Source organism: Pseudomonas sp. PP3 (assembly GCF_905336995.1).
In the GTDB taxonomy this organism is placed as follows: Bacteria; Pseudomonadota; Gammaproteobacteria; order Pseudomonadales; family Pseudomonadaceae; genus Aquipseudomonas; species Aquipseudomonas reinekei.
Genome location: NZ_HG995459.1, coordinates 4,144,894 through 4,169,207, shown reverse-complemented (window position 1 = coordinate 4,169,207; position 24,314 = coordinate 4,144,894). Strand labels below are relative to the sequence as shown.

The following is a 24,314-nucleotide window of genomic DNA, read 5'->3' as shown; positions in this document are numbered from 1 at the left end:
TTAGACGAGGACACCGGATGCAATTTTGGCCTTGCTCCGCTAGCATTAGCCGCTTCTGCTTCCTTCGCTGCGACGGTTTTCGATGAGTTATCAGGTTCTTGCACGTAAATGGCGTCCGCGCTCGTTCCGCGAAATGGTCGGCCAGACCCATGTGCTCAAGGCTCTGATCAATGCCTTGGACAGCCAGCGGCTGCACCACGCGTACCTGTTCACCGGTACGCGCGGGGTCGGCAAGACCACCATCGCGCGGATCATCGCCAAATGCCTGAACTGTGAAACAGGTATCACTTCGTCGCCGTGCGGTGAGTGCTCGGTGTGTCGCGAAATCGATGAGGGCCGTTTTGTCGACCTGATCGAGATTGACGCCGCGAGCCGGACCAAAGTCGAGGACACCCGCGAGCTGCTCGACAACGTGCAATACGCTCCGAGCCGCGGGCGCTTCAAGGTCTACCTGATCGACGAAGTGCACATGCTCTCCAGCCATTCCTTCAATGCGCTGCTGAAAACCCTCGAAGAGCCGCCGCCGTACGTCAAATTCATCCTGGCCACCACCGACCCGCAGAAACTTCCTGCAACGATTCTGTCGCGGTGCCTGCAGTTCTCCCTGAAGAACATGACCCCGGAACGGGTGGTCGAGCATTTGACCCACGTGCTGGGCGTCGAGAACGTGCCGTTCGAAGACGACGCGCTGTGGCTGCTGGGCCGTGCCGCCGATGGTTCGATGCGTGACGCCATGAGCCTCACCGACCAGGCGATTGCTTTCGGCGAAGGCAAGGTGATGGCCGCCGACGTGCGGGCGATGCTCGGGACCCTCGATCACGGTCAGGTCTACGACGTCCTGCATGCGTTGATCGAAGGTGATGCCAAGGCCTTGCTCGAGGCGGTCCGCCATCTGGCCGAACAAGGTCCGGACTGGAGTGGTGTGCTGTCCGAGATTCTCAACGTGCTGCACCGTGTCGCCATCGCCCAGGCTTTGCCTGAAGGCGTCGACAACGGTCACGGCGACCGTGACCGGGTGTTGGCGCTGGCCCAGGCGCTGCCGGCCGAAGATGTGCAGTTCTATTATCAGATGGGCCTGATCGGCCGCCGCGATTTGCCGCTGGCGCCGGATCCCCGTGGCGGGTTTGAAATGGTGCTGCTGCGGATGCTCGCCTTCCGACCGGCAGACACCGCGGATGCCCCGAGGCAACCGCTAAAGCCAGTGGGGATCAGCCAGGCCACAGTTGATTCCGCAAATTCAGTGGCTGCCGCGCCGGTTGTTGCGCCGGTAGTCGCTGCGGCCGTTACACCGACACCCGTTGCCGCCATCGCGCCAGCCGCGCCGGTGGCTCCCGCCCCTGAGCCTGAGCCGGTTGCAACGGTCGTCGAGCCCGAGCCTGTGGTCGAAGCGGTGGTGGTCGAAGAAGTGGTCGACCTGCCGTGGAATGACCCGGTCGAGCCTGCACCGGCTCAGCAGCCAGCGGTCGAGCCTGTACTGGAAACCACCAGCGAACAACCCGAATTGCCACCGATGCCGTTACCGACGCCTGACAGCGTGGTGCCGGACGCGCCTGAATGGGCCGCTTCGCCGATTCCGGAGCCGACCGTGGCAGAGGTCGATGCTGCGACGCCAGGCATCGACCTGGATGACGAGCCACCGCTCGACGAGGACTACATCGAGCCGGATATGGATTCGGCCTACAGTTACCTCGACGAACTGGCCAGCGAGCATGCCGCCGAGCCTCCGCCGGAACCTGAACCTGAGCCCGCAGCGGCGCCGGCCACCGGCCTGGCCCTGCAATGGCTGGAGCTGTTCCCTAAGCTGCCGATCTCCGGCATGACCGGCAGCATCGCCGCCAACTGCACACTGATCGCCGTGGATGGCGACAACTGGCTGTTGCACCTGGACCCGGCTCACAGTGCCTTGTTCAACGCGACGCAACAGCGCCGGCTCAACGATGCCTTGAACCAGCATCACGGCCGCACCCTGACCCTGACCATGGAGCTGATCAAGCCCGAGCAGGAAACTCCGGCCCAGGCGGCGTCTCGCCGTCGTGCCGACCGTCAGCGCGAGGCCGAGGAGTCGATCCACGGTGATCCGTTCATCCAGCAAATGATGCAGCAGTTCGGTGCGGTGATCCGTAACGATACTATTGAACCTGTCGAAGCTCTGGTCAGTCAGGGCTAATAACTGAGGGCGTTCGGCCGTCAGGGCCGGACGCTGTTTTAATCCAAGTACTTTTGAGGTGATTCCCATGATGAAAGGTGGCATGGCCGGCCTGATGAAGCAGGCGCAGCAGATGCAGGAAAAAATGGCCAAGATGCAGGAAGAACTGGCCAACGCCGAAGTCACCGGTAAAGCCGGTGGCGATATGGTCACCGTAGTGATGACCGGTCGTCATGACGTCAAGCGCGTGACCATCGACCCAAGCATGGTCGAAGGCCTGAGTGAAGACGATCGCGAGATGCTGGAGGCCGTGTTCGCCGCCGCCGTCAACGACGCCGTGCGCAAGATCGAAGCCAACAGCCAGGACAAAATGTCCGGCATGACCGCAGGCATGCAACTGCCGCCGGGCATGAAACTGCCGTTCTGATTCGCCTTTGGGCAGCAGATGAGCTACAAAAAATGCCAGGCATCGCGCCTGGCATTTTTATTTGTGGCTGTTGGTACAGGCTGTCTGATGGCGTCGACTCGGTACAACTGCTGAATCATCGAACCCACCACCGCCACAAAGGTCTGCTCCCTATATCACCCACCTCATCGATGAAAGGAGACGCTGACATGTCCGACCCCATGACCCTCAACCAACGCATCGTCCTGGTTTCACGTCCGGTAGGCGCGCCGACGCCGGAAAATTTCCGTCTGGAGCGGGTCGCACTGCCCGATCTTGCCGACGGTCAGGTGCTGCTCAAGACCCTCTATCTGTCGCTGGACCCGTACATGCGCGGGCGCATGAGCGATGCTCCGTCCTACGCCGCTCCGGTAGAAATCGGCGACGTGATGACCGGTGGCGCTGTCAGCCGTGTCGAGCGTTCGCTCAACCCCAAGTTTCAGGAAGGCGACCTGGTGGTCGGTGTTACGGGTTGGCAAAGCCACAGCATCAACGACGGTCGCGGCATAATTCCGGTCCCTAAAGGTTTGCCGAGTCCATCCATGGCCTTGGGCGTACTGGGCATGCCGGGTATGACGGCCTATATGGGCTTGATGGATATCGGCCAGCCGGCATCCGGTGAAACCCTGGTGGTCGCGGCGGCCTCTGGCGCGGTGGGTTCGGTGGTCGGCCAAGTGGCGAAGATCAAGGGCCTGCGTGTGGTCGGCGTGGCGGGCGGTGCGGACAAATGTCGCTACGTGGTGGAAGAGTTGGGCTTCGATGCCTGCGTCGACCACAAGAGTGCGAGTTTCGCCGACGAGTTGGCCCAGGCCTGCCCCAAAGGCATCGATATCTACTACGAAAACGTCGGCGGCAAGGTATTCGACGCCGTGGTGCCGTTGCTCAATCCCAAGGCGCGAATTCCGTTGTGCGGCCTGATTGCCTCATACAACGCCAGCGAAGCGCCCAGCGGGCCGGATCGCTTGCCGCTGTTGCAACGCACGCTGCTGACCAAGCGTGTGCGGATTCAGGGTTTTATCGTGTTCGATGACTACGGTGATCGCCAGCCGGAATTCATCAGTGCGATGGCGCCGTGGGTGCGTGATGGCAAGGTGAAATTCCGTGAAGACGTGGTCGATGGCCTGGAGAACGCACCGCAAGCGTTCATCGGTCTGCTGGAAGGGCGTAACTTCGGCAAACTGGTGGTGCGCGTCGCGCAGAGCGAGTAAATGGCGACGTAATTTGACGCTAAACGGAGGCGCGGGTATAAACCGCGTCTCGTTGTTTTGTCGGACTTTTTCCTCATGAGCTTCAGCCCTTTGATTCGCCAACTGATCGACGCCCTGCGAATTTTGCCAGGTGTGGGTCAGAAAACCGCCCAGCGCATGGCGTTGCAGTTGCTCGAGCGTGATCGCAGCGGCGGCTCGCGACTGGCGCTGGCCTTGAGCCAGGCCATGGAAGGGGTCGGTCACTGCCGTTTGTGCCGCACGCTGACCGAAGACGATCTCTGCCCGCAATGCGCCGATACCCGCCGCGATGACACGCTGCTGTGCGTCGTGGAAGGGCCGATGGATGTCTACGCTGTGGAGCAGACCGGTTTCCGTGGCCGCTACTTCGTACTCAAGGGGCATCTGTCGCCCCTTGATGGCCTGGGGCCGGAAGCCATCGGCATCCCGCAATTGATGGCGCGGATCGAAGAGGCGGGCAGCTTTACCGAAGTCATTCTTGCGACCAACCCAACGGTGGAAGGCGAGGCCACGGCTCACTACATCGCACAGTTGCTCAGCAGCAAAGGCCTGATCGCCTCGCGTATCGCCCACGGCGTACCGTTGGGAGGCGAGCTGGAGTTGGTGGATGGCGGAACGCTGGCGCATTCGTTTGCGGGGCGTAAGCCGATCAGCTTGTAATTTTGTGTCGTCTGAGTTGACGCCATCGCGAGCAAGCCCGCTCCCACAGGAGTTACGCTGAACCTGTAGGAGCCGGCTTGCTGGCAATGCTGGCACCTCGGTCCTCCAGATTCACACAATCCTGTTGAAAACCAAGCAAGCGCTCGGTTAACTTCGCTGAACCCCTCAGTGGAGTTCGCCGATGTCTGCCTTTCAGGAATACTTCGACCCCAGCCACCAAATGGTCCGCGACAGCGTCAGACGTTTCGTTGAACGCGAGATTCTTCCGGATATCGACCAGTGGGAAGAAGCCGAAAGCTTTCCCCGTGAGCTCTACGTGAAGGCCGGCACGGCCGGGATTCTCGGCATCGGCTACCCGGAGCGCTACGGTGGCAGCCACGAGGGCGATCTGTTCGCCAAGGTCGCCGCCAGCGAAGAACTGATGCGCTGTGGCTCGGGCGGACTTGTGGCGGGGCTCGGCTCGCTGGACATCGGCTTGCCACCGATACTGAAGTGGGCCAGGCCGGAAATTCGTGACCGAGTGGTGCCGCAGGTGCTGGCCGGGGAAAAGATCTGTGCCCTGGCCATCACAGAGCCCGGCGGCGGTTCCGACGTCGCCAACCTGCAAACCCGTGCCGTGCGTGAGGGGGATGTTTACCGGGTCAGCGGCAGCAAAACCTTCATCACCAGCGGCGTCCGTGCCGATTACTACACCGTTGCCGTGCGCACCGGTGCGTCGGGTTTTGCCGGCATCAGCCTGTTGTTGATCGAGAAGGGCACACCCGGTTTCACCGTGGGGCGGCAGCTGAAGAAAATGGGTTGGTGGGCGTCGGACACGGCTGAGTTGTTCTTCGATGATTGCCGCATTCCTGTAGGCAACTTGATCGGCGCAGAGAATATGGGCTTCGCCTGCATCATGGGCAACTTCCAGAGCGAACGCCTGGCGTTAGCCCTGATGGCCAACATGACCGCACAAATGGCGCTCGAGGAAAGCCTGAAATGGGCACGGGCGCGAGAGGCTTTTGGCAAACCGATCGGCAAATTCCAGGTGATCAAGCACCGACTCGCCGAGATGGCTACGCAACTTGAGGTGTCACGGGAGTTCACTTATCGCCAGGCGGCAAAAATGGCGGCGGGGCAGAGCGTGATCAAGGAGATTTCCATGGCCAAGAACTTTGCCACCGACACGGCGGACCGAATCACTACCGATGCGGTGCAGATTCTGGGCGGGCTGGGGTATATGCGCGAAAGTCTGGTGGAACGGTTGTATCGGGATAACCGGATTCTGTCGATCGGCGGGGGGACGCGGGAAGTGATGAACGAGATTATCAGCAAGCAGATGGGGCTATGAGGCTTGCGGTGTAACGACTGACGCCATCGCTGGCAAGCCAGCTCCTACAGAGATCTGCGTCGTACACCCATCCAGTGCATGACAAAGAACCCTGTGGGAGCTGGCTTGCCAGCGATGGCGTCAGTGAAGGTGCCGCTTACTTGTCAGTCAGCGCAAATTGCGTCAGGCAGAACGTCGGGATCCCCATATCTTGCAGGCGCTGCGAACCAGCCAGCTCCGGCAAATCAATGATCGCCGCCGCTTCGTGCACCCGCGCACCCATGCGCCGAATCAGATTCGCTGCAGCGATCAACGTACCGCCAGTGGCGATCAGGTCATCGAACATCACCACCGAGTCGCCTTCGCACAAGCTGTCGGCGTGCACTTCGAGGAACGCTTCGCCGTATTCGGTCGCGTAACCCTCGGCCAACACGTCGGCCGGCAGCTTGCCTTGCTTGCGGAACAGCACCAGTGGCTTGTTCAACTGATAGGCCAGCACCGAACCGATCAGGAATCCACGGGCATCCATCGCGCCAATGTGAGTGAAGTCGGCCTCGACGTAACGGTGGGCGAAACTGTCCATTACCAGGCGAAGCGCCGTGGGCGACTGGAACAGCGGGGTGATGTCACGAAAGATCACGCCCGGCTTGGGAAAGTCGATCACGGGGCGGATGAGGGATTTGATGTCGAAGGAGTCGAAGACCATCGTCGGTTGTCCTGGCAGGCTGCAAACGACGCAGTATAACGGCGGCTGAACCGTTTCGCTCAGCCGCAACGGCTTGTTTCAGCTTTCCAGTGAGCCGCCGGCCAGAGCACAGAGCTGGATCGGGTCGAGGATGCGGATTTCCTTACCCTCGGCGGCGATCAGTTCGTTCTGCTGGAAGCGCGTGAACACCCGTGACACGGTTTCCACCGCCAGGCCCAGGTAGTTGCCGATTTCGTTGCGCGACATGCTCAGACGGAACTGGTTGGCCGAGAAGCCCCGGGCGCGGAAACGTGCCGACAGGTTGACGAGGAACGTGGCGATGCGCTCGTCGGCGGTTTTTTTCGACAGCAACAGCATCATTTGTTGATCGTCGCGGATCTCGCGACTCATCACGCGCATCAATTGACGGCGCAGTTGCGGCAGTTGCAGGGCCAGTTCGTCGAGACGCTCGAAGGGAATCTCGCACACAGAAGTGGTTTCCAGCGCCTGTGCCGACACCGGGTGTTTTTCGGTGTCCATGCCCGACAGGCCAACCAGTTCGCTCGGCAAGTGGAAACCGGTGAGTTGTTCTTCGCCGGCATCGCTGAGGTTGAAGGTCTTGAGCGCGCCGGAGCGTACCGCGTAGACCGAGTCGAACGTATCGCCCTGGCGGAACAGGTACTCACCCTTTTTCAGTGGGCGCCCACGTTTGACGATTTCGTCCAATGCATCCATATCTTCCAGATTCAGCGAAAGCGGCAGGCACAGCGGGGCCAGGCTGCAATCCTTGCAATGGGCCTGGTTATGAGCACGCATTTTTACTGGCTCGGACATTTCTTCAATCCTTGTGGGAAAACACACATAAGACGTAAGGGTAACTCACCCAAGGACATTGAGGCCAGTGCGTGGCGGTTTTGTCACAGCGGTCAGATCACTCTGGAAAACCGCTGACGACCGTGTTGTTCCAGGTACGCATCGAACACCATGCACACCGAGCGCACCAGCAAGCGCCCGGCGGGCAATACGTTGATCCTGTCGCTGTCGAGTTCGATTAACCCGTCCTCGGCCATGGCTTGCAGCTGTGGCCAGAGCTCACCGAAATAACCCTGAAAATCAATGTTGAACGCTCGTTCGATCGCAGCGAATTCCAGGCTGAAATTGCAGATCAGCTGCTGAATCACGGCTCGACGCAGACGATCGTCGGCGTTGCACAGCAGGCCACGACTGGTGGCCAGTTGCGTGGAGGCCAAGGCGTTCTGGTATTGATTCAGGTCGCTGCTGTTTTGGCAGTACAGGTCGCCGATCTGGCTGATGGCCGACACGCCCAAGCCGATCAAATCGCAATGGCCGTGGGTGGTGTAGCCCTGGAAATTACGCTGCAGAGTCGACTCTTCCTGGGCAATCGCCAGTTCATCGTCGGGCAGGGCGAAGTGGTCCATGCCGATATAGCGGTAACCGGCGGCGGTCAGTTGTTCGATGGTGCGTTGCAGCATTTCCAGTTTTTGCGCTGGCGTCGGAAGTTCGTCGCTGTTGATCCGCCGCTGCGGCATGAAGCGTTCCGGCAGGTGCGCGTAGTTGAACACCGAGAGCCGGTCCGGTTGCAGGCGGATGACTTCTTCGACGGTACGGGCGAAGTTTTCCGGGGTTTGTTTCGGCAAGCCGTAGATCAGGTCGATGTTGATCGAGCGAAACTGCAGGGTCCGCGCAGCGTCGATTACCGCACGGGTTTCCTCCAGGCTTTGCAGGCGATTGACCGCGCGCTGCACGGCGGGGTCGAGGTCTTGCAGGCCGATGCTGACCCGATTGAAGCCCAGTTCGCGCAGCAGGCCCATGGTCGACCAATCGGCCTCGCGCGGATCGATTTCGATGCCGTAGTCGCCCGAATCGTCGTCCAGCAAATTGAAGTGTTTGCGCAAGTGCGCCATCAACTGGCGCAGTTCGTCGTGGCTGAGAAAGGTTGGGGTGCCGCCACCGAAGTGCAGTTGCTCGACTTTTTGCGCGGGGTCGAGGTGACAGGCGATCAACGCGATTTCCTGTTCCAGGCGCTGCAAGTAAGGCAGGGCCCGCCCGCGATCCTTGGTGATGACCTTGTTGCAGGCGCAGTAGTAGCAAATGTTCGCGCAGAACGGTACGTGCACATACAGCGACAACGGGCGTAGCGCCTTGCGGCTGTCGCGCAGGGCATGGAACAGGTCTAACGTGCCGATCTGGCTGTTGAATTGCACGGCGGTCGGATAGGAGGTGTAGCGGGGTCCCGCCAGGTCATAACGGCGGATCAGATCGGTGTCCCAACGAATGGCGTCGAGCATCATGCGGGCGTTCCCCCGGATTGGCTGGCTGTGTCGGCCAGTCTAGGGGGCGGGGCGGCGGGGCATCTTGATTTGCGTCAAGGGTAAAAGGTGATCGTGATCGGTTGTTGTGGCGAGGGAGCTTGCTCCCTCGCCACAGTTCAGTGGCCCATCAACCAATGCTGATGTGGCCCTGGCAGCGTCCAGATACCGAACAGCATCACCAGCATCCCGCCCGCCATGCGCACGCTGCGTTTACGCAGTACTGCGGTCACCCGCTCGGCGGCTAATCCCGTGGCGAGTAAAACCGGCCAGGTTCCCAACCCGAACGCCAGCATCAGCAGCGCACTGTCCAGCGCATTGCCCTGGCTGGCCGACCACAGCAAGGTGCTGTAAACCAGGCCGCAGGGCAACCAGCCCCAGAGCGCGCCCAGCAACAGCGCTCGGGGCAGGCTCGACACCGGCAGCAGTTTGTTGGCAACCGGCTGGATATGCCGCCAGAGGCCGCGCCCGAGGCTTTCGATACGCGTCAGGCCACTCCACCAGCCAGCCAGGTACAAGCCCATCGCAATCAGCAGCAGCCCGGCGAGCACGCGCATGAACATCGCCGCCGGACTGTTGGCCACCGCCCAGCCAGCCAGGCCGATCAACAGTCCTGCGGTGGCGTAGCTGAGAATTCGCCCAAGGTTGTAAGCCAGCAGCAGGCGAAAGCGCCGACTGCGTTGTTCCTTGGGGATCGCCAGGGTCAATGCGCCCATCAAACCGCCGCACATGCCCAGGCAATGACCGCCACCGAGCAGACCGAGAATCAGCGCAGACACCAGCAGTGGCGCCAATTCAAGCATGGGGCGGGGCCTTGTCGTCGGGTTTGGCCGTTTGGCCGCTGGCTTCGTCGACGGCCGCGGTGTGGTTCGGGTCCTGGTCATCGAACAGGATGCTGTGGGCCGGGCCGTCGAGGTCGTCGTACTGACCGCTGTCGACCGCCCAGAAGAAAATGTAGACAGCGATGGCCACGATCAGCAGGGCGGCCGGGATCATCACGTAGAGAGCTGGCATCTGGACTCCATGCCCGCGCGGCTCAGGCCGGCAGCGGGCGGGTTTCTGGCGTGGCGCTGGCACTTTGCACACCCGGCAGGCGGGTGAGGCGGAGCGCATTGAGCACCACGGTCAACGAACTGATCGACATGCCGACGGCGGCCCACACCGGAGTGATCCAGCCGAGGGCGGCGAACGGCAACATGAGGCCATTGTACAACCCGGCCCACAACAGGTTCTCGATGATTACCCGACGGGTGCGCCGCGCCAGGCTGAAAGCTTGCACCAACGCATCGAGACGGTTGGACAGCAGCACCGCGTCGGCGCTGGTTTTCGCCAGGTCGGTGGCCGAGCCCATGGCGACGCTGATGTCTGCCGCTGCCAGCACCGGTACGTCGTTGACGCCGTCGCCGAGCATCAGCACTTTACGTCCTTCTTTGTGCAACTGTTGCAGCACTTGCAGTTTGTCGTCCGGACGCAAGCCGCCCCGGGCTTCATCGATGCCGAGTTCGGCAGCCACGCTGGCAACCATCGGCGAGCTGTCGCCGGACAGCAGCAAGGTATGCCAGCCGCGGGCCTTGCAGGCCCGGAGCAACGCGGCGGCATCAGCGCGCAGGCGGTCATCGAGGACAAACCAGGCCAACGGCCCGTGGCTGTTGCCGAGCAATAACCATTGGCCGGCTTCGTCTGGCATCACGGGCACCTCAGCGCCGCTGAGCTCGCAGACAAAACCGGGGTGACCGATACGCAAGCGTTGATCGCCAACCACACCTTCCAGGCCAAGCCCCGGCGTGCTGTGTACTTCTTCAGCCGCCAACGGTGCGCGGCCAAAGGCACGGGCGATCGGGTGTTCGGAGCGGTTTTCCAGCGCGGCGGCCAGCGCGAGGCACTGGTCGCCAGTGAGGTCGCCGAGCGGGCGAATCAAGCGCAGCGCCAGACGCCCTTCGGTGAGCGTGCCAGTCTTGTCGAAAATCACCGTGTCGATCTGGTTCAAGCCTTCCAGCACATGGCCGCGCGTCAGCAGTAAGCCGAGTTTGTGCAGGGTTCCGGTCGCGGCGGTGAGGGCGGTTGGCGTGGCCAGAGAGAGCGCGCAAGGGCAGGTCGCCACCAGCATTGCCAGCACAATCCAGAACGCCCGCGACGAATCCAGCTCCCACCACAGCAAGCCGATGGCGGCCGCAGCGATCAGCGACAGCAACAGGAACCATTGAGCGGCGCGGTCGGCAATCTCCGCCAGACGCGGTTTTTCCGCTTGGGCACGATCGAGCAGGCGGACGATAGCCGAGAGTCGGGTGTCCTGGCCGAGCGCCTGGACTTCGACGGTCAGCGCGCCTTCAACGTTGAGGGTGCCCGCAGTCACCGTATCGCCCGGGATACGCGCCTGTGGGAGGTATTCGCCGGTCAATAGCGACTCGTCGATACTCGATTGGCCATCGAGGATCTTGCCATCCGCCGGGAGGACCGCGCCCGGGTGCACCAGCACGTGATCGCCCACCCGCAGTTCACTCAGCAGGATCCGCTCGCTCTGGCCGTCGGCGCTTAGCCGCAGACAAGAGGCAGGCAGCAAGTTGACCAGTTGCGCGGTGGCAGCGGCCGTGCGTTCGCGGGCGCGACGCTCAAGATAGCGTCCAGCCAGCAGGAACAGCGCAAACATGCCGACCGCGTCGAAATACAGTTCCCCGACGCCGGTGATCGAGGTCCAGATCCCGGCAATGTAGGCGCTGCCAATCGCCAGCGACACGGATACGTCCATGGTCAGATGGCGGGTGCGCAGGTCGCGCATGGCACCTTTGAAGAATGGCGCGCAGCTGTAGAAGACGATGGGAGTGGTGAGAAACAGCGCGACCCAGCGCAGGATCGTGTGCAGTTCGGGGCTGAGGTCGATGTTGAATTCAGGCCAGGTGGCCATGGTTGCCATCATCGCCTGAAACCACAGTAGCCCTGCAACGCCGAGTTGGCGCAGGGCCAGGCGATTCTCACTGGCCAGTTGCTCGCTGGCACGGTCGGCCTGATAAGGATGGGCGACGTAGCCGATGTGGCGCAGCTCGCTGAGTAGTTTGCTCAGCGGCAATTGTGCGTCGGCCCAGCGCACGTGCAGGCGATGGTTGGACAGGTTCAGACGGGCTTCTTCCACGCCCGGCAATGTGCGCAGGTGTTTCTCGATCAGCCAGCCGCAGGCAGCGCAGCTGATGCCTTCCATCAGCAATGTGGTTTCGGCGAGTTCGCCTTCATGGCGCACGAAGGGTCGCTGCACATCGGCACGGTCATACAACGCCAGTTCGTCCACCAATTGCACTGGCAAGGCTTCGGGGTTGGCCGAGGCTTCGCTGCGATGCTGGTAGTAGCTTTCCAGCCCGCCGGCGACGATCGCCTCGGCCACGGCCTGGCAACCCGGGCAGCAGAATTCGCGGGATTGCCCGAGCACGACGGCGGTGAAGCGGCTGCCGGCCGGGACGGGGAGCGCGCAGTGGTAGCAGGGGAGTGGAGTGGTCATTTCTGTAGCCATGAAAGCCTTTGTGGCGAGGGAGCTTGCTCCCGCTCGGCTGCGAAGCAGTCGTCGTGCTGCGGACTCGCTGTACCTGAAGGAACCGAGTTGCAGATTTCAGGGGGGCTTCGCACCCCAGCGGGAGCAAGCTCCCTCGCCACATTTGATCGCATTCGCAGGTAATTACTTCTTCAAGTCTTCCGCGCCCTGCAGGGGTTCATCACCGAGCAGCAGGTCCTTGTCATGGCTGACCAGTTCTTCTTCGAACATGCGCCAGATATGGTCGTCCTGAGTACCCAGTAATTCGACAAACCGGCGACCGTCGATCTTGTCGCTCAACTGGCCGATGTAGCGGCCTTGTTCGCTTTCGCTGCGGGTGAGGACGATCTTGCGGTCTTTTTCCGGCTGGGTTGGCGAGATCAGGTTCAGCTCCAGGGTCTTGGGCTGGCTGTTGCCGCTCAAGCGCAGGTCGACTTCGCCGGTCACGTCATCCAGGTGCACGCTGGCGCGCAACAGCAGGGTTTGCGCCAACAATTCGCGGTCGAGGGAGCGGTTGATGCCTTTGCCGGCTTCGTAATAGTTGTCGTTGACCAGGTTGTCCGGGTTGTTCACCGCGATGGTCACCATGGACAGGGTCAGGGTCACCGAGCAGGCCAGAATCCCGATGATGATCCACGGCCAAAGGTGCTTGTACCAGGGACTTGCGGCAGTTGCTGCGGGCATGATCACTTCTCTCAACGAATTTGTGGGCCGATGAATCGGCTCTTGGCTTCAACTTGAATACTGGCGTCATCGGCATCCTTGAGGATGAATTTCACCTCGTTGGTGCTCGATGGCAGGTGTTCCGGTGCCACGGACAACTCGGCCGGCTGGCTGATGATGTCGCCGGCCGCGACCTTGATCTCGCGTCGGCCTTGCAGCTTGAGATCCGGCAGGCCGGTGGCTTCAAGCACATAAGTGTGGTCGCGCTGATCTTTGTTCATGATCTTCAGGCTGTAGACGTTTTCGATCCGGCCTTCGGCGTTCTCGCGGTACAGCACGCGGTCCTTGCTGACGTCGAAACCCACCAGCGAGCGCATGAAGAACGCGGTCACCAGCAAACTGATCATCGCCAGCAGCACCACGGCATAGCCGATCAGGCGAGGACGCAGTTTATGGGTTTTCTGCCCGGACAGGTTGTGTTCGGTGGTGTAGCTGATCAGGCCGCGCGGGTATTCCATTTTGTCCATGATGGCGTCGCAGGCATCGATGCACGCGGCGCAACCGATGCATTCGATTTGCAGGCCGTCGCGGATGTCGATGCCGGTCGGGCAAACCTGGACGCACATGGTGCAGTCGATGCAGTCACCCAGGCCCTGGGCCTTGTAGTCGATACCTTTCTTGCGCGGACCGCGACCTTCGCCACGGCGCGGGTCGTAGGAAACGATCAGGGTGTCCTTGTCGAACATGACGCTCTGGAACCGCGCGTACGGGCACATGTAGATGCAGACTTGCTCACGCAGCCAGCCGGCGTTGCCGTAGGTGGCGAGGGTGAAGAAGCCGACCCAGAAGTACGACCAGCCATCGGCTTCGCCAGTGAAAAACTCGATCACCAGTTCGCGGATCGGCGAGAAGTAGCCGACGAAGGTCATGCCGGTCACAAAGCCAATCAGCAGCCACATCGTGTGTTTGCTGAATTTGCGCAGGAACTTGTTGGCGCTCATGGGCGCCTTGTCCAGTTTGATGCGTTGGTTGCGGTCGCCCTCGGTGACCTTCTCACACCACATGAAGATCCAGGTCCACACGCTTTGCGGGCAGGTGTAGCCGCACCAGACCCGACCGGCATACACCGTGATAAAGAACAGGCCGAACGCGGCGATGATCAACATGCCGGACAGCAGGATGAAGTCCTGAGGCCAGAAGGTGGCGCCGAATATGAAGAATTTGCGTTCGGGCAGGTTCCACCAGACGGCCTGATGACCACCCCAGTTCAGCCAGACCGTGCCGAAATACAACAGAAATAGCGCGGCACCGCCTGCCATCCGCAGGTTGCGGAACAGGCCGGTGAAAGCGCGGGTGTAGATCTTTTCTCGAGAGGCGTAGAGGTCGACGCTGTTGTTCGCGTTCTTGGCGGGTGGAGTGACGTCATGTACCGGAATCTGGTTGCTCATCATTGCATCCCACGGCAGTGGAAAAATGCCTCGGTCAGTACGTGCCAAACGAGGTCAAAAGGGGCATTGCAGTGGCGCAATGATACGCCTGTCGCTCTAGCCCAAGGGTGCGACCTTTGGTCACGTTGGGAGAAATTAAACGATGGTGTAATGACTTGAATCAATTGACATGTGAATTATGGACGCTTTTGTGAGGTGGACGCTCAATCGGCCCATGGGTTAATCAGCGGCACGCCACTGGCTTGAAAATCGCCGACGTTGCGGGTGACGACCGTCAAGCCATGAACCAGTGCGGTCGCTGCAATCAATGCATCGGCTTCATTGGCGCGATCCGGAACATGCAAGCCGGCACAGCGAAGGGCCACGGCAGCGTCGATCGGCAGGATACGGGCATCGAACGCCGGAAGGACGTGACGCTTGAGCCAGGTGCGCAACACTTTGCCCTGGACGGGGTCGCGGCGCTCCATGCGCAGCACTCCCGTCTCCAGTTCCTTCAAGGTAATGGCTGAAATGAACATGCGTGGAGCGATGATGCTTTTGGCCCAGGCGACGACGTTCGCGTCTGCCTGGGGTTTGCGGAGCTCGGAAATCACGTTGGTGTCGAGTAGGTACATCAAGACAAATCCACAGGGCGATGAGTGATCACGGCGCGCTCGGTTTCGAACTCGATGTCTGCCGCTTCCGGCATGACCAGGAGCTCGACGATGTCGGCGTTGGTGCCCGTGAGTTTTTGGTACTCCTCAATGCTTAGCAGCACATGGGCCGGTTTGCCTCGGTCGGTGATGAAAACCGGCCCCTGACGCGTGGCTTTTTTGGCACCACTTGTGTCCTGGTTGAATTCACGGCTGGAAATGGTGGTGATGGCCATCATGTTGGGCCCTCCTGAAAACCTATATGTAGCAACGTTACTACCTGTATCGGTATCTCGCAATATCGTGGTGAGCGCACTCGACCACCGGTCATTACGGGCTGACCGGGCTTTTTAGGAAACATCCATTATCGAAGCTATTAATCCAAACCTTTGTTTTGGATTAATTCATATCGTAAGTTGTTGGCGTGAACTTGTTTGTTCTCAAGGAATTTAAAACTAATGAATATGGATTTCTATGTTTCTTGATAAAAGATTTAAGGTGATAGTGTGTGCCTTGTTATGGGTTGTTACTTGTAGTGCCTGTTCGGCGCAAGATGATTATTTTCCGCGGTATCTGATTTTTACTTCGGATCCACAGTACCCGTGGACGGAAAGCTCAGATCATGGCTGGGAGGAGTCCACCTCGGAGAAAGAACGGCGTTCGCAATGGCTGATTGAAACCCAGTACTCGGACGTGGCCAATTTCAGAAGGAACTTCAGTCCTGTAGCCGCAGCGATTCCCGTCATGATAAATGGCGACATGACCGCTTTCGGGCATGGTCACCAGCGCTCCACGGTTAAAACCTTGTTGGAGAAGAAACTGGGGGAGGATTACGATTATGGCTTGGGTAATCATGACTACGAAAATAACGTGAATGACTGCCAGTTTCCCGAAAACAACTGTGCGGCTGGAAGCATTCTTGATTTAAGAGAGCGCTACTGGGGGAAAGTATCAAGTTTTGATCTTGCCGCGCGGGAAGAGGGTGGGAGCAAAGTGTTTTACGGCAGTCTTGCTTACTCCAGGGTAGTGGGTGACATTCATCTGACTCAGTTAAACAATGAACCCACTTACTCCGTCGGTTTCTCTTCCGGTTTTCCATTGAACAGGGTCAGGTATGAGGTTACTGACGCGCTGGATTGGCTGGAACGCGATCTGCAGCGTGCACGCAGTGCGGGCAGAATAATCATTCTAAATATGCACAAGCCCGATCGGTGGAAGGGGAGTGACCAACAGATAGCGCGTTTCAAAGCGATGATTGAGCGCTACAAAGTCACCGCGGTGTTCGCCGGGCATTTGCACAATGATCCTGGGAGGTATTTCGGCTGGAACCGAGAAGACTACTTTGGCGACGTCCCCGTGTTTCTCAGTGGCGGTGCGTCCAACCAGACTTATCTGATTGTCGATGTTGCGCCGGATCGTCAATCGCTGAAGGTGCATCAGGTCAACGGCAACAATTGGCCGAGCCGTAAAGAAATCGCCATCATCCCTGTTCGGTAACGCGCGTTTGCCACACAAAAAAAGACCCCGTCGAATGACGGGGTCTTTTCTATCACATCAAGCGTTTGCCTTACTGGGCGTCCGCCGCCGGAGCTTTCTCACCGTGAGAGAGGCTGTAGACGTAAGCGGCCAGCAGGTGAACCTTGTCGTTGCCCTGCATTTGCTCTTGCGCAGGCATCTGGCCCTGACGGCCGTAGCGGATGGTCTGCTGCAGTTGAGCAAAGCTCGAACCGTAGATGAATGCGCCCGGGTGAGTCAGGTTCGGTGCGCCCATGGCCGGGGTGCCTTTGCCTTCCGGACCGTGGCAAACCGCGCAGTTGGCGGCGAACAGCTTCTGCCCGGCAACCGGGTCTGCCTTGGCGCCTTCCGGCAGCTTGCGGCCGTCGAGGCTGGTCAGGACAAACGCTGCCACGTCGGCCACGCCTTGCTCGCCAATCACTTCAGCCCACGCTGGCATGACCGCGTGACGGCCGCCCATGATGGTGGTCTTGATGGTTTCCGGCTCGCCGCCCCAGCGCCAGTCGGCGTCGGTCAGGTTAGGGAAGCCATAAGCGCCCTTGGCGTCGGAACCGTGGCAAACCGAGCAGTTGGAGGCAAACAGACGGCCACCCATCTTCAGGGCTTGCGGGTCCTTGGCCACTTCTTCGATTGGCATGGAAGCGAACTTGGCGAAGATCGGGCCGAACTTGGCATCCGACTTGGCCATTTCCTTTTCCCACTCGTGAACGCCGGTCCAGCCGGTCTGGCCGTTGGCGAACGCAGTCTGCTTCTCGTTATCCAGGTAGTTGTAACCTGGCAGCAGGCCTTTCCAGTTGCCCAGGCCCGGGTACAGCACCAGATAGCCCAAGGCGAAAATGATGGTGCCCACGAACAGCATGAACCACCATTTCGGCAGCGGGTTGTCGTACTCCTCGATACCGTCGAAGGAGTGCCCGACCGTCTCTTCGGTGGACTCGGTGCGCTGGCCCTTGCGGGTCGACAGCAGCAGCCAGGTCAGGGAAAAGATCGTACCGAGACTGAGGACTGTGACGTACAGACTCCAGAATGTAGTCATTCTTTGTTACTCCTAGAAGCTTGCTCGACGTGCTTGATGGCTTCGGGATCATCCGCAAAAGGCAGCAAGGTCGCGTCTTCAAACTCCGACTTGCGCTTGGGGCTGAATACCCACAACGCCAGACCGATGAAGGCCACCATCACAACGACGGTGCCCAGGCCACGAATCATCCCGATATCCATTTAGATCACCGTTTGCTTTTGATGATGGTGCCCAGGCCTTGCAGATAGGCCACCAGCGCGTCCATTTCGGTTTTGCCCTTCACAGCATCCTTGGCACCGGCGATGTCTTCGTCGGTGTAAGGGACGCCGAGCGTGCGCAAGACTTCCATTTTCTTGGCGGTGTCTTTGCCGTCGAGCTTGTTTTCCACGAGGAACGGGTAGGCCGGCATTTTCGACTCAGGCACTACGTTGCGCGGGTTGTACAAGTGCGCACGCTGCCAGTCATCGGAGTAACGACCGCCGACGCGGGCCAGGTCTGGACCGGTACGCTTGGAACCCCACAGGAACGGGTGGTCCCAGACGCTTTCACCGGCAACCGAGTAGTGGCCGTAACGTTCGGTTTCAGCACGGAACGGGCGGATCATCTGCGAGTGGCAGCCGACACAACCGTTGGCGATGTAAACGTCCCGGCCTTCCAGTTCAAGGGCGGTGCGGGGCTTCATGCCCTCGACCGGCTTGTTGGTGACATCCTGGAAAAACAGCGGAACGATCTGGGTCAGGCCGCCGACACTGACGGCGATAACCATGAAGAAGGCCAGCAGGCCAATATTCTTCTCGACTGCTTCATGCTTCATCAGTGAGCTCCAACTACAGCAATCTGTTCGGCGGCTTCAGCTTCGGCCGGGTTCGAGGCGCGTACGGTACGGAATACGTTGTAGGCCATGAACAGCATGCCGGTGGCGAAGAACGCACCGCCCAATGCACGAACGATGAAGCCAGGGTGGCTGGCTTGCAGCGCTTCTACGAACGAGTAGGTGAGGGTGCCGTCATCGTTGATTGCACGCCACATCAGACCCTGGGTGATGCCGTTGACCCACATCGAAGCGATGTACAGAACGGTACCGATGGTTGCGAGCCAGAAATGCGTGTTGATCAGGGCGGTGCTGTGCATCTGCGCACGACCGAACAGTTTCGGGATCATGTGGTAGATCGCGCCGATCGAGATCATCGCTACCCAACCCAAGGCACCGGCGTGTACGTGGCCGATGGTCCAGTCGGTGTAGTGCGACAGCGAGTTCACAGTCTTGATCGCCATCATCGGACCTTCGAAGGTCGACATGCCGTAGAACGCCAGGGAAACGACCAGGAAGCGCAGGATCGGGTCGGTGCGCAGCTTATGCCAGGCGCCCGACAGGGTCATCATGCCGTTGATCATGCCGCCCCAGCTCGGAGCCAGCAGGATGATCGACATCGCCATGCCCAGGGACTGAGCCCAGTCCGGCAGGGCGGTGTAATGCAGGTGGTGCGGACCGGCCCAGATGTACAGGGTGATCAACGCCCAGAAGTGCACGATCGACAGGCGATAGGAGTAGATCGGACGCTCGGCCTGTTTCGGCACGAAGTAGTACATCATCCCCAGGAAGCCGGTGGTCAGGAAGAAGCCCACGGCGTTGTGGCCGTACCACCACTGGATCATCGCATCCGTCGCGCCCGAGTAGGCCGAGTAGGACTTGAAGAAGCTGACCGGCAGGGACGCATGGTTGACGATGTGCAGCATCGCGGTCACGACGATGAACGCGCCGTAGAACCAGTTACCCACATAAATGTGCTTGGTCTTGCGCTTGACGATGGTGCCGAAGAACACCAGACCGTAGGTGACCCAGACGATGGCCAGCAGAATAGCCAGGGGCCATTCCAGCTCAGCGTATTCCTTGGTGGTGGTGTAACCCAGCGGCAAGGTAACGATGGCGCCGACAATCACCGCTTGCCATCCCCAGAAGGTGAAGGCCGCGAGGCTGTCGGAAATCAGTCGCGTTTGGCAGGTTCGCTGCACGACGTAATAAGAAGTGGCAAACAGTGCACATCCACCGAAGGCGAAAATCACCAGGTTTGTGTGCAACGGGCGCAAGCGTCCAAAGCTCGTCCACGGCAGACCGAAGTTCAACTCCGGCCAAACCAGTTGCGAGGCGATGAAGACACCGAGCCCCATGCCAAGGATCCCCCAGACCACCGTCATGATGGCGAACTGGCGGACTACCTTATAGTTATAAGCAGTCGGACTGATTGCTGTGCTCATTCTAAGGTTCCACGGTTTGGGTGTTTTATTAGGATTGAAAATCGGCCGCAAGTATGGAGAAAGCAGGGGGTCATTGCAACGCGCCATGACCTGGGTCAATGCTTTCAAAAGCTGATTCTGCGGCCTTTCCATGCGCCGCGTAAGGGCAAAATTAACCATGGACAAATCGTCCCGGCGAAGAGATCAGGCGAGGGGGTCAGGTCGGGTGTAACGGGGTGTGTTCAAACGCAACGTTTGGGTGACCGCAGGCAATTGGCGCGACAGCCGGTATCTACCAGCCTTTGCGGCCTGTCAGTCAGCCGATTCGTCGAACACGTCGTTTCAGGGTCGACCTGGAACCGGCACTGGCCAGTCCGCATCGGGGGAAGCTTAGACCCGAATCCGGGGATCCGAAAGGAAGACTGAAGGAGGGTGCGACAATGGGTCGCAAAGAAGAAGGGAACTGCCGCATTGCGAAGAATGCGGCAGCAGAGCGGTCGAGATTTATTCGCGGTTGTCTTCAGCCTGTAAGCGCTCGGTATTCAAACCGTGGGACAGGCTGTACACATAAGCGGCCAGCAGCTGCACTTTGTCGTTGCCCAGCAATTCGTTTTGCGCAGGCATATGGCCCTGGCGACCATGACGAATCGTCTGTTCAAGTTGGGTCAGGCTGGTGCCGTAGATGAAGCCGGCCGGGTGCGTCAGGTTCGGCGCGCCCATGGCTTCGGTGCCCTGGCCGTTTGCCCCGTGACAGGCTACGCAAGTGCTGCTGAACGCCTGTTGTCCGGCTTGCAAATCGGCCTTGCTGTCGGCGGGCAATGGCAGGCCGGCCAGTTCATGGCGTACATAAGCTGCGACGTTTTTCACGCCGGCCTCACCCAATATTTCACCCCAGGCCGGCATGGCCGCCATGCGACCGCCCATGATGGTGGTCTTGATGGTGTCGGCGTTGCCGCCCCAGCGCCAGTTGCTGTCTGCCAGGTTGGGGAAACCGAACGCACCCTTGGCATCCGAGCCGTGGCACACCGAGCAGTTTGAAGCGAACAAGCGACCGCCCATTTTCAGCGCTTGCGGGTCCTTGGCCACTTCTTCCACCGGCATTGCCGCGAATTTGGCGAAGATCGGCCCGAACTTCGCGTCGGCCTTGTCCATCTCCTTTTCCCACTCGTGCACGCCGGTCCAGCCATTTTCGTAACCGGGCAGGATGCCTTTCCAGTTGCCCAGGCCCGGATAAAGAATCAGGTAACCGACGGCAAACACCAGCGTGCCGGCGAACAGCATGAACCACCATTGCGGCAACGGATTGTCGTACTCCTCGATGCCGTCGAAGCTGTGGCCCATGGTCTGGTCGACACTGCCCTTGGTTTCGCCCTTGCGGGTGCCGATCAATAGCCAGGTCAGGCCGATCAGGCTGCCGATGGTCAGTACGCAGATCCACGTACTCCAGAAAGTGGTCATGACCGGGTACTCCTTGTGACAGGTGCTTCAGTGATGTCGGATTGCGGCTCATCGGCGAATGGCAGCAAGCGCGCTTCGGCGAACTCCGGGCTGCGCTTGGCGCTGAACACCCACAGGGTCAGGCCGACGAAGGCCACGAACACCACGACCGTGCCGAGGCCGCGGATCATTCCAGTACTCATTTCAATGACCATGCCTCACCTCTTGCTCTTGATCGCAGTGCCGAGCACTTGCAGGTAGGCGACCAGTGCGTCCATTTCGCTCTTGCCCTTGAGCGACGCGACGGCCCCACTGATGTCTTCGTCGGTGTACGGCACGCCGAGGGTGCGCAGGGTCTTGAGCTTGGTTTCGGTGTGGCTGCTGTCCAGCGCGTTGGCCACCAGCCACGGGTAGGCGGGCATCTTCGATTCCGGTACGACGTTACGCGGGTTGTACAAGTGCGCGCGGTGCCAGTCATCCGAGTAACGCGCGCCGACCCTTGCCAGGTCCGGCCCGGTGCGTTTCGAACCCCAGAGGAACGGGTGATCCCAGACGCTCTCACCGGCCACCGAGTAGTGGCCGTAGCGCTCGGTCTCGGCGCGAAACGGGCGGATCATCTGCGAATGGCAGCCGACGCAGCCTTCGCGGATGTAGACGTCGCGACCTTCCAGTTGCAGCGCGGTGTAGGGCTTCATGCCTTCCACCGGTTTATTGGTCACGTCCTGGAAGAACAGCGGGACGATCTGGGTCAGGCCGCCGATGCTCACGGCGAGCACCATCAACAGCATCAGCAGGCCGACGTTTTTCTCGATTGTTTCGTGTTTCATGGCGGACTCCTCAGGCCATCTGCGCGGCAGCGGCGACGTCGGCGGGCTGCGAGGCCCGCACGGTGCGCCAGGTGTTGTAGGCCATCAGGAACATGCCGCTGAGGAAGATCGCGCCGCCCACCAGCCGCACGACGAAGCCCGGGTGGCTGGCCACCAGGGTTTCGACGAAGGAGTAAGTCAGCGTGCCGTCCTCGTTCACCGCACGCCACATCAGGCCCTGGGCGATGCCGTTGACCCACATCGAAGCGATGTACAAAACGGTGCCGATGGTGGCGAGCCAGAAATGCGCGTTGATCAAGCCGATGCTGTACATCTGCTCGCGTCCGAAGACTTTCGGGATCATGTGGTACAGCGCGCCGATGGAAATCATCGCCACCCAGCCGAGCGCGCCGGCGTGTACGTGGCCGATGGTCCAGTCGGTGTAGTGGGAGAGGGCGTTGACGGTCTTGATCGCCATCATCGGGCCTTCGAAGGTCGACATGCCGTAGAACGCCAGCGACACCACGAGGAAGCGCAGGATCGGGTCGCTGCGCAACTTATGCCAGGCGCCCGACAACGTCATCATGCCGTTGATCATCCCGCCCCAACTCGGCGCCAGCAGCACCAGCGACATCACCATGCCCAGCGACTGTGCCCAATCCGGCAGTGCGGTGTAGTGCAGGTGGTGCGGACCAGCCCAGATGTACAACGTGATCAGCGCCCAGAAGTGCACGATCGACAGGCGATAGGAATACACCGGGCGTTCCGCCTGCTTCGGCACGAAGTAATACATCATGCCGAGGAAGCCTGCGGTGAGGAAAAAGCCCACGGCATTGTGCCCGTACCACCATTGCACCATGGCGTCGGTGGCACCGGCGTACAGCGAGTAGGACTTGGTGAAACTCACCGGTAACTCAAGGTTGTTGACGATGTGCAGGATGGCCACGGTGATAATGAACGCACCGAAGAACCAATTGCCGACGTAGATATGCCTGGTCTTGCGCTGCATGATCGTGCCGAAGAACACGATGGCGTAGGCGACCCAGACGATGGTGATCAGAATGTCGATCGGCCATTCCAGCTCGGCGTATTCCTTGGAACTGGTGTAGCCCAGCGGCAAGCTGATAGCTGCCAGGAGAATGACAAGTTGCCAGCCCCAGAAGCAGAACGCGGCGATTTTCGGCGCGAACAGCTGTGTCTGGCAGGTGCGTTGTACCGAGTAGAAAGAACTGGCGAACAGGGCGCAGCCGCCGAACGCGAAGATCACCGCGTTGGTGTGCAGCGGGCGCAAGCGGCCGAAACTGGTCCACGGCAAATTGAAGTTGAGTTCGGGCCAGACCAACTGGGCGGCGAGAAAAACCCCGAGCCCCATGCCGACGATGCCCCACACCACCGTCATAATGGCGAATTGGCGGACCACCTTGTAGTTGTAGGCGGTACTGATAGAAGTGTTCATGGTTCCCCATCCACGGTTCAGCCGAAATGGGCGCAGCGCAAGGCAGCGTCCCCTTCGCCTGGAGTTATAGGCAGACTAAAAGCGAGGCAAGCATGAACAATGGGCACAAGGCCGGTATTGACGGGGATCAATGGGCGCAGTGTGTGCGGGAACACGGGTGGCTATGGGATGACGCCTCAGGCACGGCTTCGGCAACGTTGATGTTGGCCCACGGTGCCGGTGCACCCATGGACAGCAGCTGGATGAACGACATGGCCGCACGCCTCGCGGCGCAAGGTGTCAACGTGCTGCGCTTCGAGTTTCCGTACATGGCGCAACGACGAATCGACGGCGGCAAGCGTCCACCCAACCCGGCGCCAAAACTGCTGGAATGCTGGCGCGAGGTGTATGCCGAGGTGCGACGCCATGTCACCGGGCCCTTGGCCATTGGCGGCAAGTCCATGGGCGGGCGGATGGCGAGTTTGCTGGCGGATGAGCTGGGGGCGGATGCGCTTGTGTGTCTGGGCTATCCGTTTTATGCCGTGGGTAAACCAGAGAAACCGCGGGTCGAGCATTTGGCTTCGTTGAATACCCGTACCTTGATTGTGCAAGGCGAGCGGGATGCGCTGGGCAATCGCGAGGCGGTCGAGGCTTACGCGTTGTCACCGAGTATTGAAGTGTTCTGGCTGGTGGCGGGGGATCATGATTTGAAACCGTTGAAGGCTTCGGGGTTCACGCATGAACAGCATTTGGCGGCTGCGGCGAGCAAGGTGGCTGCGTTTCTTCAGTGATATTTGCGGTGAACAT

The 24,314-nt window shown here is 60.2% G+C and carries 25 protein-coding genes; 7 read left to right on the top strand and 18 right to left on the bottom strand.

Annotation, left to right across the window (positions count from 1 at the left end):
* The first annotated feature begins 82 nt into the window (after window positions 1-82).
* The 5 genes from dnaX to KHO07_RS19010 all read left to right on the top strand — a co-directional run bounded on the left by dnaX (window position 83) and on the right by KHO07_RS19010 (window position 5,807).
* Complete coding sequence (gene dnaX, locus KHO07_RS19030) at window positions 83-2,167, top strand: DNA polymerase III subunit gamma/tau (protein WP_150733255.1); 2,085 nt, start codon at window positions 83-85, stop codon at window positions 2,165-2,167.
* A 67-nt stretch (window positions 2,168-2,234) separates the two neighbouring features.
* On the top strand, window positions 2,235-2,573 hold the full coding sequence (locus tag KHO07_RS19025; protein WP_056856987.1) for a YbaB/EbfC family nucleoid-associated protein: 339 nt from the start codon (window positions 2,235-2,237) through the stop codon (window positions 2,571-2,573).
* A 188-nt stretch (window positions 2,574-2,761) separates the two neighbouring features.
* Window positions 2,762-3,799 (top strand): NADP-dependent oxidoreductase, encoded by a 1,038-nt coding sequence (locus KHO07_RS19020; protein WP_150733256.1) that lies wholly within the window; start codon window positions 2,762-2,764, stop codon window positions 3,797-3,799.
* Between the two features lie 75 nt (window positions 3,800-3,874).
* Window positions 3,875-4,477 (top strand): recombination mediator RecR, encoded by a 603-nt coding sequence (gene recR / locus KHO07_RS19015; RefSeq protein WP_150701074.1) that lies wholly within the window; start codon window positions 3,875-3,877, stop codon window positions 4,475-4,477.
* A gap of 181 nt (window positions 4,478-4,658) precedes the next feature.
* The gene (locus KHO07_RS19010) at window positions 4,659-5,807 is read left to right on the top strand and encodes an acyl-CoA dehydrogenase family protein (RefSeq protein WP_212625201.1); all 1,149 of its coding nucleotides are present in this window, start codon (window positions 4,659-4,661) and stop codon (window positions 5,805-5,807) included.
* A gap of 136 nt (window positions 5,808-5,943) precedes the next feature.
* Here KHO07_RS19010 and KHO07_RS19005 read toward each other — a convergent pair whose 3' ends face one another.
* From KHO07_RS19005 to KHO07_RS18960, 10 genes are all read right to left on the bottom strand, one after another.
* Entirely contained in the window at window positions 5,944-6,492 is a 549-nt protein-coding gene (locus KHO07_RS19005) for an adenine phosphoribosyltransferase (RefSeq protein ID WP_150733258.1), read from the bottom strand.
* A gap of 78 nt (window positions 6,493-6,570) precedes the next feature.
* Window positions 6,571-7,305, bottom strand: a complete 735-nt coding sequence (gene fnr / locus KHO07_RS19000) for a fumarate/nitrate reduction transcriptional regulator Fnr (protein ID WP_150733259.1) — start codon at window positions 7,303-7,305, stop codon at window positions 6,571-6,573.
* Between the two features lie 92 nt (window positions 7,306-7,397).
* Window positions 7,398-8,780 (bottom strand): oxygen-independent coproporphyrinogen III oxidase, encoded by a 1,383-nt coding sequence (gene hemN / locus KHO07_RS18995; protein WP_212627660.1) that lies wholly within the window; start codon window positions 8,778-8,780, stop codon window positions 7,398-7,400.
* 140 nt (window positions 8,781-8,920) lie between these two features.
* Window positions 8,921-9,604, bottom strand: a complete 684-nt coding sequence (locus KHO07_RS18990; RefSeq protein ID WP_150733260.1) for a sulfite exporter TauE/SafE family protein — start codon at window positions 9,602-9,604, stop codon at window positions 8,921-8,923.
* Entirely contained in the window at window positions 9,597-9,815 is a 219-nt protein-coding gene (ccoS, locus tag KHO07_RS18985) for a cbb3-type cytochrome oxidase assembly protein CcoS (RefSeq protein ID WP_212625200.1), read from the bottom strand. Before ccoS ends, KHO07_RS18990 begins: the two co-directional genes overlap by 8 nt.
* A gap of 22 nt (window positions 9,816-9,837) precedes the next feature.
* Complete coding sequence (locus KHO07_RS18980) at window positions 9,838-12,288, bottom strand: heavy metal translocating P-type ATPase (protein WP_212625199.1); 2,451 nt, start codon at window positions 12,286-12,288, stop codon at window positions 9,838-9,840.
* Window positions 12,289-12,462: 174 nt separating this feature from the next.
* On the bottom strand, window positions 12,463-13,002 hold the full coding sequence (locus KHO07_RS18975) for a FixH family protein (RefSeq protein WP_150733263.1): 540 nt from the start codon (window positions 13,000-13,002) through the stop codon (window positions 12,463-12,465).
* A gap of 11 nt (window positions 13,003-13,013) precedes the next feature.
* Complete coding sequence (gene ccoG / locus KHO07_RS18970) at window positions 13,014-14,429, bottom strand: cytochrome c oxidase accessory protein CcoG (RefSeq protein WP_150733264.1); 1,416 nt, start codon at window positions 14,427-14,429, stop codon at window positions 13,014-13,016.
* A gap of 203 nt (window positions 14,430-14,632) precedes the next feature.
* Complete coding sequence (locus tag KHO07_RS18965; protein WP_212625198.1) at window positions 14,633-15,043, bottom strand: type II toxin-antitoxin system VapC family toxin; 411 nt, start codon at window positions 15,041-15,043, stop codon at window positions 14,633-14,635.
* Window positions 15,043-15,297 (bottom strand): type II toxin-antitoxin system Phd/YefM family antitoxin, encoded by a 255-nt coding sequence (locus KHO07_RS18960; RefSeq protein WP_034148014.1) that lies wholly within the window; start codon window positions 15,295-15,297, stop codon window positions 15,043-15,045. Before KHO07_RS18960 ends, KHO07_RS18965 begins: the two co-directional genes overlap by 1 nt.
* A gap of 238 nt (window positions 15,298-15,535) precedes the next feature.
* Between KHO07_RS18960 and KHO07_RS18955 the strand changes: the two genes are divergently transcribed.
* A complete protein-coding gene (locus KHO07_RS18955; RefSeq protein WP_212625197.1) occupies window positions 15,536-16,558 on the top strand; it encodes a metallophosphoesterase in 1,023 nt (340 codons plus the stop codon).
* Between the two features lie 70 nt (window positions 16,559-16,628).
* On the opposite strand, the gene ccoP (KHO07_RS18950) is transcribed toward KHO07_RS18955, so the two are convergent.
* From ccoP (KHO07_RS18950) to ccoN (KHO07_RS18915), 8 genes are all read right to left on the bottom strand, one after another.
* Window positions 16,629-17,612, bottom strand: coding sequence for a cytochrome-c oxidase, cbb3-type subunit III (gene ccoP, locus KHO07_RS18950; RefSeq protein WP_075946020.1), 984 nt, complete (start codon window positions 17,610-17,612; stop codon window positions 16,629-16,631).
* Complete coding sequence (locus KHO07_RS18945) at window positions 17,609-17,794, bottom strand: CcoQ/FixQ family Cbb3-type cytochrome c oxidase assembly chaperone (protein ID WP_003175465.1); 186 nt, start codon at window positions 17,792-17,794, stop codon at window positions 17,609-17,611. Before KHO07_RS18945 ends, ccoP (KHO07_RS18950) begins: the two co-directional genes overlap by 4 nt.
* 5 nt (window positions 17,795-17,799) lie before the next feature.
* Window positions 17,800-18,408, bottom strand: coding sequence for a cytochrome-c oxidase, cbb3-type subunit II (gene ccoO, locus KHO07_RS18940; RefSeq protein ID WP_007905434.1), 609 nt, complete (start codon window positions 18,406-18,408; stop codon window positions 17,800-17,802).
* Window positions 18,408-19,850, bottom strand: a complete 1,443-nt coding sequence (ccoN, locus tag KHO07_RS18935) for a cytochrome-c oxidase, cbb3-type subunit I (RefSeq protein WP_150733267.1) — start codon at window positions 19,848-19,850, stop codon at window positions 18,408-18,410. The genes ccoO (KHO07_RS18940) and ccoN (KHO07_RS18935) overlap by 1 nt, the downstream gene beginning before the upstream one ends.
* 483 nt (window positions 19,851-20,333) lie before the next feature.
* Entirely contained in the window at window positions 20,334-21,287 is a 954-nt protein-coding gene (gene ccoP / locus KHO07_RS18930; RefSeq protein WP_150733268.1) for a cytochrome-c oxidase, cbb3-type subunit III, read from the bottom strand.
* Complete coding sequence (locus tag KHO07_RS18925; RefSeq protein WP_150733269.1) at window positions 21,284-21,481, bottom strand: cbb3-type cytochrome c oxidase subunit 3; 198 nt, start codon at window positions 21,479-21,481, stop codon at window positions 21,284-21,286. The genes ccoP (KHO07_RS18930) and KHO07_RS18925 overlap by 4 nt, the downstream gene beginning before the upstream one ends.
* Window positions 21,482-21,484: 3 nt before the next feature.
* On the bottom strand, window positions 21,485-22,093 hold the full coding sequence (gene ccoO / locus KHO07_RS18920) for a cytochrome-c oxidase, cbb3-type subunit II (RefSeq protein WP_150733270.1): 609 nt from the start codon (window positions 22,091-22,093) through the stop codon (window positions 21,485-21,487).
* A 10-nt stretch (window positions 22,094-22,103) separates the two neighbouring features.
* Entirely contained in the window at window positions 22,104-23,528 is a 1,425-nt protein-coding gene (ccoN, locus tag KHO07_RS18915) for a cytochrome-c oxidase, cbb3-type subunit I (RefSeq protein ID WP_150733271.1), read from the bottom strand.
* Window positions 23,529-23,620: 92 nt separating this feature from the next.
* Here ccoN (KHO07_RS18915) and KHO07_RS18910 point away from each other — a divergent pair, with 92 nt between their 5' ends.
* Window positions 23,621-24,298 carry an alpha/beta family hydrolase gene (locus tag KHO07_RS18910; protein ID WP_212625196.1) on the top strand — a complete coding sequence of 226 codons (678 nt, stop codon included), beginning with the start codon at window positions 23,621-23,623 and terminating at the stop codon, window positions 24,296-24,298.
* Window positions 24,299-24,314 lie beyond the last annotated feature (16 nt).

Coding starts and splice junctions, on each gene's coding strand:
- recR (WP_150701074.1), top strand. CDS start 3,875: ATGAGCTTCAGCCCTTTGATTCGCCAACTGATCGACGCCCTGCGAATT.
- KHO07_RS18925 (WP_150733269.1), bottom strand. CDS start 21,481: ATGGTCATTGAAATGAGTACTGGAATGATCCGCGGCCTCGGCACGGTC.
- ccoO (WP_007905434.1), bottom strand. CDS start 18,408: ATGAAGCATGAAGCAGTCGAGAAGAATATTGGCCTGCTGGCCTTCTTC.
- KHO07_RS18945 (WP_003175465.1), bottom strand. CDS start 17,794: ATGGATATCGGGATGATTCGTGGCCTGGGCACCGTCGTTGTGATGGTG.
- KHO07_RS18910 (WP_212625196.1), top strand. CDS start 23,621: ATGAACAATGGGCACAAGGCCGGTATTGACGGGGATCAATGGGCGCAG.
- ccoN (WP_150733267.1), bottom strand. CDS start 19,850: ATGAGCACAGCAATCAGTCCGACTGCTTATAACTATAAGGTAGTCCGC.
- KHO07_RS19010 (WP_212625201.1), top strand. CDS start 4,659: ATGTCTGCCTTTCAGGAATACTTCGACCCCAGCCACCAAATGGTCCGC.
- hemN (WP_212627660.1), bottom strand. CDS start 8,780: ATGCTCGACGCCATTCGTTGGGACACCGATCTGATCCGCCGTTATGAC.
- KHO07_RS19020 (WP_150733256.1), top strand. CDS start 2,762: ATGTCCGACCCCATGACCCTCAACCAACGCATCGTCCTGGTTTCACGT.
- ccoP (WP_075946020.1), bottom strand. CDS start 17,612: ATGACTACATTCTGGAGTCTGTACGTCACAGTCCTCAGTCTCGGTACG.
- fnr (WP_150733259.1), bottom strand. CDS start 7,305: ATGTCCGAGCCAGTAAAAATGCGTGCTCATAACCAGGCCCATTGCAAG.
- KHO07_RS18955 (WP_212625197.1), top strand. CDS start 15,536: ATGTTTCTTGATAAAAGATTTAAGGTGATAGTGTGTGCCTTGTTATGG.
- ccoG (WP_150733264.1), bottom strand. CDS start 14,429: ATGAGCAACCAGATTCCGGTACATGACGTCACTCCACCCGCCAAGAAC.
- ccoP (WP_150733268.1), bottom strand. CDS start 21,287: ATGACCACTTTCTGGAGTACGTGGATCTGCGTACTGACCATCGGCAGC.
- KHO07_RS19025 (WP_056856987.1), top strand. CDS start 2,235: ATGATGAAAGGTGGCATGGCCGGCCTGATGAAGCAGGCGCAGCAGATG.
- dnaX (WP_150733255.1), top strand. CDS start 83: ATGAGTTATCAGGTTCTTGCACGTAAATGGCGTCCGCGCTCGTTCCGC.
- ccoS (WP_212625200.1), bottom strand. CDS start 9,815: ATGCCAGCTCTCTACGTGATGATCCCGGCCGCCCTGCTGATCGTGGCC.
- ccoN (WP_150733271.1), bottom strand. CDS start 23,528: ATGAACACTTCTATCAGTACCGCCTACAACTACAAGGTGGTCCGCCAA.
- KHO07_RS18965 (WP_212625198.1), bottom strand. CDS start 15,043: ATGTACCTACTCGACACCAACGTGATTTCCGAGCTCCGCAAACCCCAG.
- KHO07_RS18990 (WP_150733260.1), bottom strand. CDS start 9,604: ATGCTTGAATTGGCGCCACTGCTGGTGTCTGCGCTGATTCTCGGTCTG.
- KHO07_RS18980 (WP_212625199.1), bottom strand. CDS start 12,288: ATGACCACTCCACTCCCCTGCTACCACTGCGCGCTCCCCGTCCCGGCC.
- ccoO (WP_150733270.1), bottom strand. CDS start 22,093: ATGAAACACGAAACAATCGAGAAAAACGTCGGCCTGCTGATGCTGTTG.
- KHO07_RS19005 (WP_150733258.1), bottom strand. CDS start 6,492: ATGGTCTTCGACTCCTTCGACATCAAATCCCTCATCCGCCCCGTGATC.
- KHO07_RS18960 (WP_034148014.1), bottom strand. CDS start 15,297: ATGGCCATCACCACCATTTCCAGCCGTGAATTCAACCAGGACACAAGT.
- KHO07_RS18975 (WP_150733263.1), bottom strand. CDS start 13,002: ATGCCCGCAGCAACTGCCGCAAGTCCCTGGTACAAGCACCTTTGGCCG.